This is a genomic window from Erythrobacter alti, from assembly GCF_037996805.1.
Lineage (GTDB): Bacteria > Pseudomonadota > Alphaproteobacteria > Sphingomonadales > Sphingomonadaceae > Alteraurantiacibacter > Alteraurantiacibacter alti.
In genome coordinates, this window is record NZ_JBBNAX010000007.1 from 272,266 (window position 1) to 285,581 (window position 13,316).

Here is a 13,316-nt window from a genome sequence, read left to right on the forward strand (position 1 = left end):
CGAGGCGTCGCAATTTCAAAATTTCTGGGGACATCGCATGATTCGCACAATGCTTGCTACAACTGTATCCGCCATCGGGCTGGTACTCGCCGCGCCCGCCATGGCGCAGGATGAGGCGTCCGATACGCCGACGATGGACTTCGGCACATGGGGCGTTGGCCTTGAAGGCATCGATACGCAGGTTAATCCCGGCGATGACTTCAACGCCTATGTCAATGGCAAGTGGGTGCGTGAAAACACCATTCCTGCCGACCGCCAGCGGTTCGGCGCGTTCGATGTCCTCGGTGAGAAATCGCGCGATGACGTGCGTACGCTGATCAACGACCTTGTCGCTTCCAACCCGGCGCCCGGCACCACCGCACGCCGTATTGTCGATGCCTATAATGCTTTCTACGATGTCGAGGCTATCGATGCGTCGGGCCTCGCTCCCGCACAGCCTTACCTGAACGAGATTTTCTCGGCTCCCGACCTCAACCGCCTGGTTGAGCTGTTCGAAGAACCCGGTTATCCGGGGCTGGTGAGCGCTGGCGTCGGCATCGATGCACGCAACCCCACGCAGCATGTCGTCAGCATCGGTTTCGACGGCATGGGCTTGCCCGATCGCGACTATTACCTGGTCGATTCCGAAAGCAATATCGCGATTCGCGAAGCCTATATGGAATATCTCGCCACGATGCTGGGCGCGGCTGGCTATACCGATCCGCAAGGTGCCGCGCGCGCGGTCTATGCGTTCGAACATGATGTCGCCAAGCTGGAATGGGCACGCCAGATGCTGCGCATGCCGCAGCTGACCTACAATGAATTGTCGCGGGACGATTTGCGCGCGCTTTCTGGCGATTTCCCGATCGACACATTGCTCGAAGCGGGCCAGTTCTCTGACCAGACGCGTTTTCTCGCATCGCAATTGCCGCCCACCGAAGAAGAGATCGCCGCGCTCGGCCTGACCCCGGCGCAGCTCGGCATGATCGGTGGCGGACTGCCGGCGATGATGGAACTGCTGACCGAAACGCCGCTGGCGACGATCAAGGCCTATATGGCTGTCAGCTTCCTTGGCTCGAACGCAGCTGTGCTGTCGAGCGAGCTGGACGAGGCGCAATTCGATTTCTTCGGCCGTACGATCAACGGTGCCGAAGAGCAGCAGGCACGCTGGAAGCGTGCCATAGCAGCCGTGCAGGGCCAATTGGGCGAGCAGCTGGGCGCGCTTTATGTCGAGCGGTACTTCCCGCCCGAAAGCAAGGCGCAGATGGAAGAGCTGGTCGCCAACCTGTCCCGCTCGATGAACATCGCGCTCGACAATAACGAGTGGATGTCGCCGGACACCATTGCCGAGGCGCGTGGCAAGCTGGAAGGCTTTGTGCCGATGGTCGGCTACCCCGAGGAATTCGAGACTTACGAAGGCCTCGAAATCGCTGCCGATGATCCGCTGGGCAACCGCATCAGCGCGATCCGCTGGGCCATTGCGGATAATCTCGGCAAGCTTGGCGAGCCGGTCGATCCGACCGAGTGGGGCATGCTGCCGCAGACGGTGAACGCCTATTACTCGCCGCTGACCAACCGCATTGTCTTCCCGGCCGCGATCCTGCAGCCGCCGTTCTTCAATGCCGAAGCCGATCCTGCGGTGAATTATGGCGGGATTGGCGCTGTCATCGGCCATGAAATCGGTCACGGCTATGACGATCAGGGTTCGCAATTCGATGCCACGGGCACTTTGCGCAACTGGTGGCAGGATTCGGACCGCGAAGGGTTCGAACAGTTCTCCGCGCGCATGGCCGAATTCATCGAAGCTTATTGCCCGGTCGACAGCCCCGAGGGCCCGGTCTGCCTGCGCGGCGGCCAGTCGATGGGCGAGACACTGGGCGACGTGGTCGGCCTGCAGATGGCGTATCGCGCCTATCGCCTTTCGCTCAACGGCGAGGAAGCTCCGGTGATCGACGGCCTGACCGGCGACCAGCGCTTCTTCCTCGGTTTCGCCCAGATCTGGCGCGGGATGGAGCGCGAGGAAAGCCTGCGCAACCGAGTGATGACCGCCAACCACCCGCCGGGCGAATTCCGCGTGAACAACGCCGTGCGCCATCTCGACGCGTGGTATGATGCCTTCAACGTCACCGAAGATGATGCCCTCTACCTGCCGCCGGAAGAGCGCGTGCGCATCTGGTAAGCATCTGCGCAAGAGGAGAAATTGCCCGCCTCCGTCACACCGACGGGGGCGGGTTTTTTCATGCCCCGCGCCGCGTCATTCGCTTGACTTGCGAGAGCCACGCGGCATGGGGATGTCCGCATGACTATCCTCCAGCTGCTGCTGATCGCCATTGTCCAGGGGATTACCGAGTTCCTGCCGATTTCCTCGTCGGGGCATCTCATCCTGATCCCGCACCTGACCGATTTTCCCGACCAGGGACCACTGATCGATGTCGCGGTTCATGTGGGATCGCTGCTGGCGATCATCGTGTATTTCTTCAAGGACGTGGTCGTGCTGGCGCGCGGAGGCTTTGCCTCCATCGGTATCGGTTCGGCCCCGGCTGAACGGCGGCTGTTCTGGTGGATCGCGCTGGGCACGATCCCTGCCGTCGCGTTCGGTCTTGCGATCAAGCTGGGCGCGTTCAACACGATTGCCGAGACATGGTTCAATATTACCGTGGTCGATGATGACCTGATGTCCTCGATCCGCTTTACGGACCTCATCGCGGTCAATCTTATCGTTTACGGCGTTGCGCTGGGCATCGCGGACTTCTTCGGCAAGGAGCACAAGAGCTTCGAGGACATGACCTGGCGTGACGGCCTGCTGGTCGGCATTGCACAGGCGCTTGCGATCATTCCGGGCACCAGCCGGTCGGGCGTCACAATGACGGCGGCGCGCGCCTTGGGTTACAGCCGGGTCGAAGCCGCGCGCTTCTCTTTCCTCCTTTCGATTCCCGCCGTGGCGGGTGCCGGCGTGCTGATCGTGCCCGAGATCTTCGAAGCAGGTGGCGGGCTGGCGATGGAAGCGCTTATTGCGGGCGTGCTGACCTTCATCGCGGCTTTCGCGACCATGGCCTTCCTGATGAATTTCCTGAAGCGCGCCTCGATGCTCGTATTCGTCATCTACCGCGTGGCGATGGGCGTGGCATTGCTCGCCCTGTTCTGACTTGGGGTCGACCGCGATTCGTTAAATTGTGGCGGAACCAAGGCGAACCTTGTGGGTTCAATGAAGTAACGCACAGTTAGCAAGGAAACCCGCCCGTGGGCATTGTATTCATGATCGTTGTCGGAGCCGTCCTTGGATGGCTGGTGGCGTTCGTGGTGCGCGCGGACAAGGTGGAATATGGTTTGCGAATCAATTTCGTAGGCGGAATAATCGGTGCGTTGATCGGGGGGCTGGCGGTCAGTCCCGCGGTCGGGGCCGGCACCTTGCTCGGTTCTCACTACAGCGTAGGCGCAATCATGGTGTGCATGATCGGGTCGTTAGCGCTGCTTTTTCCACTAAACCTGTTGCAATGGCGATTTTTGCGTTAAGCGAGTCGCGAATGCACTTAAGGGTCATTCTTTCCGGGGGCGATCCATGTGGTCGCCCTATCTCATGAAGGGGAATTCAAAATGAAGAAGATTATCGCTTTTGCATCCGCCGCCGTTCTCGGCCTTGGTGTCGCCGCTTGTGACAGCCCTGCTGAAGAAGCAGCTGAAGAAGAAGCTGAAGCCATGGAAGACCAGGCTGACGCCATGGAAGACGCCGGCATGATCTCGGACGAAGAAGCCGACGCCATGGAAGCCCAGGCTGACAACATCGAAGATGCCGCCGAAGGCGACACCGATGCGATGACCGAAGACATGGAAGAAGCCGTCAACTAAGACGCTTTCCATTCGGAACGAAAAAGGGCCGGTCCTCCTTCGGGAGGGCCGGCCTTTTTCTTGGTATCGGCTGGTGCGTGGTTAGACTGGCGCGGCGTTCGATCCGCGGCCACCGCGCAGGAAATACTCCTGCGTCCCGCGATGCACGACATTGTCGACATCGATCACCGCCGAATTGGCATAGGTAAAGCTGGGGCCGAGGTTGTTATACAACTTGTCGAAATCGCGTTCCACCGTCTGGCGATAGAGATTCTCGAAGCTCTCGATCACGAAATAGGTCGGCTGCAAATCGTCGATCACATAATCGGTGCGCATGACCCGGTCGACATTGAGCATGATGCGGTTGGGCGACTGCCCCTCGAGTGCGAAAACCGCTTCGGTCGGGCCGGACAGGATGCCGGCACCGAAAATGCGCGGTTCGCCCTGTTCCATGATCAGGCCGAATTCGACCGTGTACCAGTAAAGCGCGCCCAGCGCCTTCAGCCGGTTGTAGCGCATCGCTTTCCAGCCGGCGCGGCCATACTCCTGCATGTAGTCGGCAAAGGTCGGATCGGTCAGCAGCGGAACGTGGCCGAACACGTCGTGGAAGACGTCGGGTTCCTGGATGTAGTCGAAGGTTTCGCGGGTGCGGATGAAATTCCCCGCCGGAAAACGACGATTGGCGAGGTGCCAGAAAAACACATGGTCGGGGATGAGCATGGGCACGGGCACCACGCTCCAGCCGGTGCGCTTGCCCAGTTCTTCCGACAATTCGCCGAAATCGGGCACGCCGCCCTTGCCCAGATCCAGCTTTTCGAGCCCGTCGAGCATGGCCGAACAGGCGCGGCCGGGCAGGATATCCATCTGCCGGGCGAACAAATCGTCCCAGATTCGATCGTCTTCGGAAGTGTATTGCGTCTGCGCAGGCTCCAGCCAGTCGGTGCCAACGTGTGCGGGCCGCTTGAGCGGGGCTGTAAAGACATCGGAGGACACTTCGGGAAGCGTCGAGAAGTCCTCTGTCTCGCGCGAAATTTCAGCGGTTTGCGTCATGGGCGGATTCATACCACAGAGCGCGCCGGCAATCCAGTTTCACTCGTTACCATCTGGCGCGGGAGTTTCGGCGCTGTCCGCTTCAACTTCCGGAAGGCGTTCGTCGAGCATCTCGGCAGCTTCGGCAATGGCTTGCTGCTCGTTCGATGTGACGGGCGGGGGCTCTGGCTCGCCCCCGCCACTACCACAGGCGGAAAGCGCGCCGCATGTTGCCAGGAGCATCCCGGCGCGCACCTTCCCGGTCATCGGCCTTACTCGGCCTCGGCAGCTTCCAGCTCGGCTGCTGCCGCTTCGGCCGCCGCAGCAGCGTCGAGTGCGCGGTTCGCGGTCGCTTCTGCACGGTCGGCAGCGGACTGGGCCGCTTCTTCGGTCACATTCATCGATTCTTCGGCCTCTTCTTCGGTCATGACCTCTTCGTCGACGACCGGCGCGGGCACATCGGCCATCGCTTCATCGGCAGGGACTTCGACCGTGTCCGCCACCGCTTCCTCGGAAGCATCGGTGGTTTCACCGCAGGCAGCGAGAGCGAATGCCGCGGTGGCGGCAACGAAAGCAAGTTTCTTCATGGGGATTGACCCTTTGTCTCAAGAATATCGGAAGTGCGCATATTAGCGCAGTAAGGCGCACGTGGAAATGCGCTTTATCGCGGGTGGTGGCGCGCGGTGCGATCTGCCAGACGGGCGGCAATGGCTTCGCTTCCCTCCACCCGTCCCGATTTGCCCGCCGCACGTGCCGAATTGCGCCGGATTTTCGGGTTCGACAGCTTTCGCGGCGTACAGGAACAGGTGCTGGCGCGCGTACTGGCAGGCGAATCGACGCTGGCGGTGATGCCCACGGGCGCGGGCAAGTCGCTAACCTACCAATTGCCCGCCACCATGCTGGAGGGGACGTGCGTCGTGATCTCTCCGCTGATCGCGCTGATGCACGACCAGCTTCGCAGCGCCCGCGCCAATGGCATTGCCGCCGCCACGCTCACCAGTGTCGATGACGATTGGCGCGAGACGATCGACGCTTTCCGCAGTGGCCAGCTCGACCTGCTGTATGTCGCGCCAGAGCGTGCAAGTCAGCCGGGCTTCCGCGAGTTGCTGGATTCGGCACGGGTTGCCCTGTTCGCGGTGGACGAGGCGCATTGCGTTTCCGAATGGGGTCATGATTTCCGGCCCGATTACCGCCAGCTACGCGGACTGCTCGATGCCTTTCCGCAAGTGCCACGACTGGCGCTGACTGCAACCGCTGATGCGCATACCCGCAGCGATATCCTTGCCCAGCTTGGCATCCCCGATGACGGACTGGTGCTGGCAGGCTTCGACCGGCCCAATATCCGTTACACCATCACCCACCGCGACAATCCCGTTACACAGTTGACCGACCTTATGGCCAAGGAGCCGGGGCCGGGCATCGTCTATGCACCCACCCGCGCCAAGGTCGAAAAGCTGGCCGAGCAATTGGCACAGCGTACGGGACGGCGCGTTTTGCCTTACCATGCAGGGCTGGCTCCCGAGGTTCGCCGCGACAACCAAGCCGCCTTTGTCGCCAGCGAGGACATGGTGATCGTGGCCACGGTCGCCTTTGGCATGGGGATCGACAAGCCCGATGTGCGCTTTGTCGCCCACGCAGCCACTCCGAAATCGATCGAGGGCTACTATCAGGAAACGGGCCGCGCCGGGCGCGATGGTGATCCAGCGCAGGCGGTGATGCTGTGGGGCGCGGGCGATTTTGCCACCGCACGCCAACGCCTGTCCGAAGTGGAAGAGCACCGCCGCAAGGGCGAACATGCGCGGCTTGATGCCTTGGCGGGGCTGGTCGAGACGCCGGGGTGTCGCCGCGCTGTACTGCTACGCCACTTTGGCGAGGACCCGCCCGAATCTTGCGGCAATTGCGACAATTGCTGCAATCCGCCCGCAGTCACCGATGCCACCGAACTTGCGCGCAAGCTGCTCAGCGCCGCCTATCGCACGGGGCAGAGCTTCGGTTTCGGCCATCTGTCCAAGGTGCTGACCGGCGATGCCGACGAGCGCGTGCGCCAGCGCGGGCACGATGAACTGTCGGTCTTCGGGATCGTCGATGGCGAGGATGCAGCCATGCTGCGGCCGCTGTCACGCGCCCTGCAGGCTACCGGCGCGCTTGTCTCCAACGCGCATGGCGGGCTGGAGCTGGCCGGCGATGCGCGAGCCATCCTGAAAGGTGAGCAGGCGGTCGAGATCGTGCTTCCCCCGCCCCGCCAGCGTCGCACCCGTCGCGGGGGGCGCGATGCGACGCCCAACCCGGTTGGCGATCCGCTGTTCGAGGCATTGCGCGGGCTTCGCCGCGACCTTGCCGCCGAGGCCGGTGTGCCGCCCTATGTCATCTTCCACGATGCCGCCCTGCGCGCCATGGCGAGCCAGCGACCCGCCTCCCTCTCGAAGATGTCCGGCATACCCGGTGTCGGCGAGAAGAAGCTCGCCGCCTATGGCGACGCCTTCCTCAAGGCAATCCAGCAAAACTGAGCGCTACGGTTTTGATTGCGCGCAGGCCCGAATTGATATAAAGATGATATCATAATTATATCAACAGGAGGGTTTCGATGAGTGAAGAACATATCCCGATGGTGCGCAGTCACGAGAAAGCGGCCAGCGGTTTCAACGGCTTTCTTATGCTGTTTGTTTCGCTGGTGTTGCTGGGATTGTGCGCATTTGGCGTAATCAACGGTGTGCGAATTGCCGACGCGGGCGGATCCCCGGCTACGGTGCTGTTGTCGATCGTGGGCGGTGTCCTCACGTTGATCCTGTGGATCGGCTTTTACATGATCCAGCCCAACCAGGGCGTGGTCATCACGTTGTTTGGCGAATATCGCGGCACCGACAGGACCGAGGGCCTGCGGTGGGTGTGGCCGTGGATGGGCAAGAACAAGGTCAGCGTGCGCTCGCACAACATCCATTCCGAACGCATCAAGATCAACGACAAGCGCGGCAATCCCATTGATGTGGCATGTAACGTCGTATGGCGTGTGAAGGATACTGCGCAAGCCGTGTTCGACGTCGACGACTACAAGGAATTCGTGAACATCCAGATCGAGGCAGGGTTGCGCACCGTTGGCGCGCGCCATCCTTACGATGATTTCGAGGAAGACGAGACGACGCTGCGTGGCAGCCCCGATGTGGTCAATTCCGAACTGCAGGCCGAACTCAACGAACGGCTTTCCGCCGCCGGCGTGGTGGTCGACGAAGCCAGCCTGACGCACCTTGCCTACGCCTCCGAAATTGCCGGTGCCATGCTGCGCCGCCAGCAGGCCGAAGCCGTGATTGCCGCGCGCACCAAGCTGGTGATCGGTGCGGTCAGCATGGTCGAAATGGCCCTCGAAAAGCTCTCTGCCGACGGCATTGTCGACCTCGACAACGAACGCCGTGCGGCGATGGTATCAAACCTGATGGTCGTGCTGTGCGGGGAGCGGGATGTGAACCCGGTCGTAAACGCCGGTTCGCTCTACCAGTAAGGTTACACACTGAACGATCATGCCCCAGGCAAGAAAGCCAGCGCCAGCGAAGAAGGCCTTCGCGCTACGCCTCGATCCGGCGCTCCACGATGCGGTGGAGCGCCTCGCGGCCAAGGAGCTGCGCTCGGTCAATGCCGAGCTTGAGGTGCTGATACGCGAGGCGATGAAGCGGCGCGGGATCGAAGTCCCGCTTAGCCAGCGGCCCAAGCGTGGGCGACCCAAGGAGAGCTGAAAAGCGAATGTGTTGAACTGGCATTAATCAATCTCCGGCTAGGCATGCGTACATGACAAAAGTCCATTCGCGTTCGTTGCACACGTGCCTCTCTGTCCGGCTGACATGGACTGTCGCCACTCTGGCAATCGCTGCGATCCCGACCGCAGCCTTGCTCGCGCAAGAACGTGGGGCGCCTTACACGATCGCTGAAACCGGGCGAGGGTTCGACAGGCTGCAGGATGCCGTCAACGCGATTGGCAATGCGCGCGGGACGATAAACATCGCGCCGGGCCGCCACACGCAATGCGCGGTCCAGACATCGGGTAACATCAGCTATCTCGCCAGCGAGCCGGGTTCGGTGATTTTCGATGGCGTGACCTGCGAGGGCAAGGCCGCACTCGTGCTGCGCGGGCGCGGCGCGGAGGTGTCAGGGCTGATTTTCGAGAACATGCGCGTGCCCGATTTCAACGGCGCTGGCATTCGGCTGGAATCCGGGGATCTGACGGTGGCGCAAAGCTGGTTCCGCGATAGCCAGCAGGGCATCCTGACTGCAAGTGACACGTCGGCGCGCATGGTCATCGACCGTTCCACCTTCACGCGTCTCGGCACTTGCGAGGGTGCGGGCGGCTGTGCGCACTCGGTTTATACCGGCGATCTGGCGCATGTGCGGATCACCGACAGCCGGTTCGAACAGGGTCGCGGCGGCCATTACGTCAAATCGCGCGCCGCCCGTGTCGATATCGCCGCGAGCAGCTTTGACGATGCCGCGGGGCGTGCCACCAATTACATGATCGACCTGCCGGGCGGAGCCAGCGGCCAGATCACCAACAACTGGTTCGTGCAGGGCGCAGACAAGGAAAACCATTCCGCCTTCATCGCGGTGGCTGCCGAAGGTCGAAGCCATGATTCGCGCGGGTTGGTCGTTAGCGGAAACGTTGCTCGGCTGGCTCCGGGCGTGGATCGCAACACCGTCTTCGTGGCGGACTGGTCGGGCGAAATGGGCGGGATCGGTGAAAATACGCTCGGACGCGGTCTCACGCGATACGAGGTCCGCTGATCTTTCAGGAACGCTGGCGGCCTGCGGCTCGTTAATCTCCCGAGGAGACAAGCATATGGCCGGTGGATGGGCGCGCGATGGCGCGGTTCAGGACCAGATAGACGATAGCGTGAACGATGCCGTCGCCGCAGCGCGCTCGCGCCTGCCGCGCGGCGAGAGCGCCGAGTATTGCGACCTGTGCGGAGAGGATATTCCCGAGAAGCGCCGACAGGCGGTGCCGGGTGTTCGCACTTGCATCGAATGCCAATCGGGGCGAGACGCGGATGTGAAGCATTCGGCCATCAACCGCCGCGGATCCAAGGATAGCCAGCTGCGCTAGGCAGCTCCATTGCATGTCGAAAAATTTCATACGTCTCCAGCACGCCCTGCCGCACCACGGCATATCCCGCCTTGCCGGCAAGTTCGCAGGTAGCGAAAAGCACTGGCTGAAGGATCGCCTGATCCGCCGCTTCATCGCCGCCTATGATGTCGACATGAGCGAAGCGGCGCGGCCGGTGGAGGCCTATGCCAGCTTCAACGACTTCTTCACCCGCGAGCTCAAACCCGGCGCGCGTCCGCTGGCCGATAGCGATACTCAAATTCTCTCTCCTGCCGATGGGGCTGTCAGCCAGATCGGGACGATAGAGGAGGGGCGAATCTTCCAAGCCAAGGGCCGCCACTTCACCGCGCTGCAATTGCTAGGCGGCGACGCGGCAGCAGCAGAGCGGTTTGCGGGCGGCAGTTTCGCGACGATCTATCTCAGCCCGAAAGACTATCACCGCGTCCACATGCCGGCCGAGGGCGCGCTGCGTTCGACGACCTATGTGCCCGGCGACCTGTTCAGCGTGAACCAGGTTACGGCAGAGCATGTCGACGGACTGTTCGCGCGCAACGAACGGCTGGCGTGCATGTTCGACGGACCGCACGGCGCGTTTGCCAGCGTGATGGTCGGCGCGATGATCGTAGCGGGGATCGAAACCGTCTGGTCAGGGCGCGTCGAAGCGCACAATCCAACGCTGGTCCACCATGACTTCGCTGCCGGAGAGCATGATTTCGCCGCCGGAGACGAGATGGGCCGCTTCTTCCTCGGCTCGACAGTCGTGCTGCTATTCGAGCCGGGCCGCGTAGAGTGGAACACGCAGCTCAAGGCCGGTGACAGCGTGCGCATGGGGCAGTCGCTCGGGCGCTGGCTCTAGCCGAAAGCGGGCGCGTAGGTGACTTCGCCTGCAGGTGGATTCCCGGCGAAAATCAGACGCTGGAACAGATGCTGCGGCACGCCGGGATATGCGAGCGTCGAATCGTGCTCGAAGCCGAACCGCCCGTAATAGCCCGGATCACCAAGCACCACGCACCCCGCCGCGCCATCGGCGCGCAGCCGGTCGAACCCCGCTTCGCACAGTGCAATACCAATGCCGCCTCTCTGCCTGGCCGGGGCCACCGAGAGCGGGCCAAGGCCGTACCAGCCCTGCGTCCCGTCGCTGATCGTAACCGGGCTGAAGGCGATGTGGCCGACGACAGCATCATCCAGCACGGCCACCAGCGAGAGCATGGGCGTGCGATCCTGGCGCAGGCGTTCGATGATCTCCGGTTCGATGCCGCTCGAATGCGCATGGTCCTCGAACGCATCTCCTACCAGCGCGCGAATGGCTGCCTCGTCGCCCTCGCGTTCCTGGCGGATGGTCCAGCTCATTTGAGCAAATGTCCGGCCCGGTCGCGCTTGGTCGCGAGATATCGGATATTGTGCGGATTGGCGGGCAGTTCGTGGGGAACACGCTCGGCGACCTTCACGCCCGCATCTTCAAGTGCGGCAACCTTTTCGAGATTGTTGGTCATCAGCCGTACCTGTCCAACCGCCAGCAAATGGAGCATTCGTGCAGCCAGCGGGAAATCGCGTGCTTCTTCGGGCAGGCCGAGGCGGCGGTTGGCTTCCAGCGTGTCGACACCGGTATCCTGCAAGCGATAGGCGCGCAGCTTGTTCACCAGTCCAATCCCGCGACCCTCCTGCCGCATGTAGAGCACAATGCCCCAGCCGCCCGCGGCAACTTCCGCTGACATGGCAGTAAGCGCCGCATCGAGCTGCGGGCCGCAGTCACATTTCAGGCTGCCGAAGATGTCGCCCGTCAGGCATTCGGAATGCAGGCGCACGAGCGGCGCACGGTCCGATGTCTGCTCGCCCAGCACGATGGCGACATGTTCGCGCATGTCATTGACGCTGCGGAAGGCGACGATCTCGGCTTCCTCCTCATGCGCTATCGGCAGGTGCGCCCGTGTTGCGATGGAAAGATTCTGCGTATCGGCCCATGCTGCCAGGTCCACGCTCTTGAGTGTCACCGCCTCTCCCGCAGGTTCGGGATCAACCATGAAGGCGGGCAGGATTCCGGCAATGCGCGCCAGTTCCAACGCTGCACTTGCGGCGGTGCGCCATTCCAGTTCCTCTGCCTTGAACGGCCCCTTGAGCGGGTGATCATTGTCGAGCGCCGGATCGGCAACGGGCAACGCAGCATCGAGGTCGAGCGGCTCTGCCGCACGGATGAGCGCGGGAGAATGTCCATCGGCGGCGGCGCGCTGGTTGGTCAGCCGCAGTGTTTCGGCACGCGCGGCCGAGATCAGCAGGTGTGTGGCTGTCGGTGTGCGAAGCGGAGCGGTTTCAACGGGCAGCAGGACGGGCGCTTCGCCGATTCGGATAGGCCAGCCATGGCGCAATGCGTCCACCGCCTGCGCCACGCGCCGTTCAGGGGAAGGCGCAGGCTCGTTCAGAGATCGAACTCCGTGATCAGTGGCACGTGATCGCTCGGTTTTTCCCAGCCGCGCGCATCCTCGCGCAGCCAGTGGCGCGTGCTCTGTGCCGCCAGATCGGCGCTCGCCCACATATGATCGAGCCGCCGCCCGCGATCATTGGCCTGCCAGTCCTTCGCGCGGTAGCTCCACCAGCTGTAATAGCGTTCAGGATCGCGGATATGTTCGCGCCCGATATCGGTCCAGCCGTGCGCATCCTTGAAGCGTTGCAGCGTTTCCACCTCGATCGGCGTGTGGCTGACCACCTTGAGCAATTGCTTGTGGTTCCACACGTCGCTTTCGAGCGGGGCGACGTTGAAATCGCCGACGATCAGCGTGGGACGATCGATCGCGTCGGCCCAGCGGGTCATCCGTTCGAAGAAGTCGAGCTTCTGGCCAAATTTGGGATTCACTTCCCGGTCCGGTTCATCGCCCCCTGCCGGGATATAGACATTCTCGAGGATCATGCCCTTGCCGGCGCCGCCGATTTCCACTCCGACATGGCGAGCCTCGCCATTATCCTGCCAGTCGTGGCGCGAAAATTCGGTAAGCGGAACGCGGCTGACCGTGGCGACACCGTGATAGCCTTTCTGGCCGTGGACCGCAGTGTGCGTATAGCCCAGATCGGCGAAGGCCTGATACGGGAACTGGTGTTCCTGGCACTTGATTTCCTGCAGGCACAGCACGTCGGGCGCTTCCTCCTGCAGGAATCGCGCGACAATCGGCATACGCAGGCGGACGGAGTTGATGTTCCAGGTGGCGATAGAGATCATGACGAATCACCTAGTCGCGCTTCCGGCATAAAAAAACCCCCACCGCGGGGGCATTGCGGTGGGGGTTTCCTAATAAGCGTTCGTCACGCTTCGCAAGACGGGCTTTTTACGAGGGAGGGCAACAGGGGGGAAACCCGGCCTCACCGCGTCTTGTTAATACAAACTAGGGGTTTTCGGCTGTCGCGCCAATGA

The 13,316-nt window shown here is 62.2% G+C and carries 16 protein-coding genes; 10 read left to right on the forward strand and 6 right to left on the reverse strand.

All coding sequences use genetic code 11. From position 1 onward, the window contains the following. Positions 1–49 precede the first annotated feature (49 nt). The 4 genes from AAC850_RS09085 to AAC850_RS09100 all read left to right on the forward strand — a co-directional run bounded on the left by AAC850_RS09085 (position 50) and on the right by AAC850_RS09100 (position 3,825). Positions 50–2,158 carry a M13 family metallopeptidase gene (locus AAC850_RS09085; RefSeq protein ID WP_340588402.1) on the forward strand — a complete coding sequence of 703 codons (2,109 nt, stop codon included), beginning with the start codon at positions 50–52 and terminating at the stop codon, positions 2,156–2,158. Between the two features lie 120 nt (positions 2,159–2,278). Further along, on the forward strand, positions 2,279–3,124 hold the full coding sequence (locus AAC850_RS09090; protein ID WP_340588404.1) for an undecaprenyl-diphosphate phosphatase: 846 nt from the start codon (positions 2,279–2,281) through the stop codon (positions 3,122–3,124). Between the two features lie 95 nt (positions 3,125–3,219). Next, positions 3,220–3,492, forward strand: coding sequence for a GlsB/YeaQ/YmgE family stress response membrane protein (locus AAC850_RS09095; RefSeq protein WP_340588405.1), 273 nt, complete (start codon positions 3,220–3,222; stop codon positions 3,490–3,492). Between the two features lie 81 nt (positions 3,493–3,573). After that, positions 3,574–3,825, forward strand: coding sequence for a hypothetical protein (locus AAC850_RS09100; RefSeq protein ID WP_340588406.1), 252 nt, complete (start codon positions 3,574–3,576; stop codon positions 3,823–3,825). Positions 3,826–3,906: 81 nt separating this feature from the next. On the opposite strand, the gene phhA is transcribed toward AAC850_RS09100, so the two are convergent. Genes phhA through AAC850_RS09115 form a run of 3 tightly spaced genes read right to left on the reverse strand, consistent with a single transcriptional unit; the run spans position 3,907 to position 5,420 of the window. Next, positions 3,907–4,854 carry a phenylalanine 4-monooxygenase gene (phhA, locus tag AAC850_RS09105; protein WP_340588407.1) on the reverse strand — a complete coding sequence of 316 codons (948 nt, stop codon included), beginning with the start codon at positions 4,852–4,854 and terminating at the stop codon, positions 3,907–3,909. Positions 4,855–4,893: 39 nt separating this feature from the next. Continuing rightward, positions 4,894–5,100: a hypothetical protein gene (locus AAC850_RS09110; RefSeq protein WP_340588408.1), complete on the reverse strand. Its 207-nt coding sequence runs from the start codon at positions 5,098–5,100 to the stop codon at positions 4,894–4,896. 5 nt (positions 5,101–5,105) lie between these two features. Beyond that, positions 5,106–5,420 (reverse strand): hypothetical protein, encoded by a 315-nt coding sequence (locus tag AAC850_RS09115; RefSeq protein ID WP_340588409.1) that lies wholly within the window; start codon positions 5,418–5,420, stop codon positions 5,106–5,108. A 120-nt stretch (positions 5,421–5,540) separates the two neighbouring features. Between AAC850_RS09115 and recQ the strand changes: the two genes are divergently transcribed. The 6 genes from recQ to asd all read left to right on the forward strand — a co-directional run bounded on the left by recQ (position 5,541) and on the right by asd (position 10,772). Then, positions 5,541–7,340, forward strand: a complete 1,800-nt coding sequence (gene recQ, locus AAC850_RS09120; protein WP_340588410.1) for a DNA helicase RecQ — start codon at positions 5,541–5,543, stop codon at positions 7,338–7,340. Between the two features lie 77 nt (positions 7,341–7,417). Further along, positions 7,418–8,326 (forward strand): SPFH domain-containing protein, encoded by a 909-nt coding sequence (locus AAC850_RS09125; RefSeq protein ID WP_340588411.1) that lies wholly within the window; start codon positions 7,418–7,420, stop codon positions 8,324–8,326. 19 nt (positions 8,327–8,345) lie between these two features. Then, positions 8,346–8,558, forward strand: a complete 213-nt coding sequence (locus AAC850_RS09130; RefSeq protein ID WP_340588412.1) for a type II toxin-antitoxin system antitoxin — start codon at positions 8,346–8,348, stop codon at positions 8,556–8,558. Positions 8,559–8,610: 52 nt separating this feature from the next. Continuing rightward, positions 8,611–9,597 (forward strand): right-handed parallel beta-helix repeat-containing protein, encoded by a 987-nt coding sequence (locus AAC850_RS09135; protein WP_340588414.1) that lies wholly within the window; start codon positions 8,611–8,613, stop codon positions 9,595–9,597. A 55-nt stretch (positions 9,598–9,652) separates the two neighbouring features. Then, entirely contained in the window at positions 9,653–9,916 is a 264-nt protein-coding gene (locus tag AAC850_RS09140) for a DksA/TraR family C4-type zinc finger protein (RefSeq protein WP_340588415.1), read from the forward strand. Between the two features lie 13 nt (positions 9,917–9,929). After that, positions 9,930–10,772, forward strand: coding sequence for an archaetidylserine decarboxylase (gene asd / locus AAC850_RS09145; RefSeq protein WP_340588416.1), 843 nt, complete (start codon positions 9,930–9,932; stop codon positions 10,770–10,772). On the opposite strand, the gene AAC850_RS09150 is transcribed toward asd, so the two are convergent. The 3 genes from AAC850_RS09150 to xth are packed head-to-tail and all read right to left on the reverse strand — an operon-like array spanning position 10,769 to position 13,124. Further along, positions 10,769–11,266, reverse strand: coding sequence for a GNAT family N-acetyltransferase (locus AAC850_RS09150; protein ID WP_340588417.1), 498 nt, complete (start codon positions 11,264–11,266; stop codon positions 10,769–10,771). The two genes, asd and AAC850_RS09150, sit on opposite strands and share 4 nt — an antisense overlap. Beyond that, on the reverse strand, positions 11,263–12,288 hold the full coding sequence (gene ribA, locus AAC850_RS09155) for a GTP cyclohydrolase II (RefSeq protein WP_340588418.1): 1,026 nt from the start codon (positions 12,286–12,288) through the stop codon (positions 11,263–11,265). The genes AAC850_RS09150 and ribA overlap by 4 nt, the downstream gene beginning before the upstream one ends. A 41-nt stretch (positions 12,289–12,329) precedes the next feature. Beyond that, on the reverse strand, positions 12,330–13,124 hold the full coding sequence (gene xth / locus AAC850_RS09160) for an exodeoxyribonuclease III (protein WP_340588419.1): 795 nt from the start codon (positions 13,122–13,124) through the stop codon (positions 12,330–12,332). Positions 13,125–13,316: the final 192 nt, after the last annotated feature.

What these genes read in the sequence shown, in the direction of transcription:
- AAC850_RS09090 (WP_340588404.1), top strand. Translation starts at nt 2,279, where the DNA reads ATGACTATCCTCCAGCTGCTGCTGATCGCCATTGTCCAGGGGATTACC.
- asd (WP_340588416.1), top strand. Translation starts at nt 9,930, where the DNA reads ATGTCGAAAAATTTCATACGTCTCCAGCACGCCCTGCCGCACCACGGC.
- AAC850_RS09150 (WP_340588417.1), bottom strand. Translation starts at nt 11,266, where the DNA reads ATGAGCTGGACCATCCGCCAGGAACGCGAGGGCGACGAGGCAGCCATT.
- xth (WP_340588419.1), bottom strand. Translation starts at nt 13,124, where the DNA reads ATGATCTCTATCGCCACCTGGAACATCAACTCCGTCCGCCTGCGTATG.
- AAC850_RS09135 (WP_340588414.1), top strand. Translation starts at nt 8,611, where the DNA reads ATGACAAAAGTCCATTCGCGTTCGTTGCACACGTGCCTCTCTGTCCGG.
- AAC850_RS09110 (WP_340588408.1), bottom strand. Translation starts at nt 5,100, where the DNA reads ATGACCGGGAAGGTGCGCGCCGGGATGCTCCTGGCAACATGCGGCGCG.
- AAC850_RS09085 (WP_340588402.1), top strand. Translation starts at nt 50, where the DNA reads ATGCTTGCTACAACTGTATCCGCCATCGGGCTGGTACTCGCCGCGCCC.
- AAC850_RS09125 (WP_340588411.1), top strand. Translation starts at nt 7,418, where the DNA reads ATGAGTGAAGAACATATCCCGATGGTGCGCAGTCACGAGAAAGCGGCC.
- phhA (WP_340588407.1), bottom strand. Translation starts at nt 4,854, where the DNA reads ATGACGCAAACCGCTGAAATTTCGCGCGAGACAGAGGACTTCTCGACG.
- AAC850_RS09100 (WP_340588406.1), top strand. Translation starts at nt 3,574, where the DNA reads ATGAAGAAGATTATCGCTTTTGCATCCGCCGCCGTTCTCGGCCTTGGT.
- AAC850_RS09130 (WP_340588412.1), top strand. Translation starts at nt 8,346, where the DNA reads ATGCCCCAGGCAAGAAAGCCAGCGCCAGCGAAGAAGGCCTTCGCGCTA.
- recQ (WP_340588410.1), top strand. Translation starts at nt 5,541, where the DNA reads ATGGCTTCGCTTCCCTCCACCCGTCCCGATTTGCCCGCCGCACGTGCC.
- AAC850_RS09140 (WP_340588415.1), top strand. Translation starts at nt 9,653, where the DNA reads ATGGCCGGTGGATGGGCGCGCGATGGCGCGGTTCAGGACCAGATAGAC.
- AAC850_RS09115 (WP_340588409.1), bottom strand. Translation starts at nt 5,420, where the DNA reads ATGAAGAAACTTGCTTTCGTTGCCGCCACCGCGGCATTCGCTCTCGCT.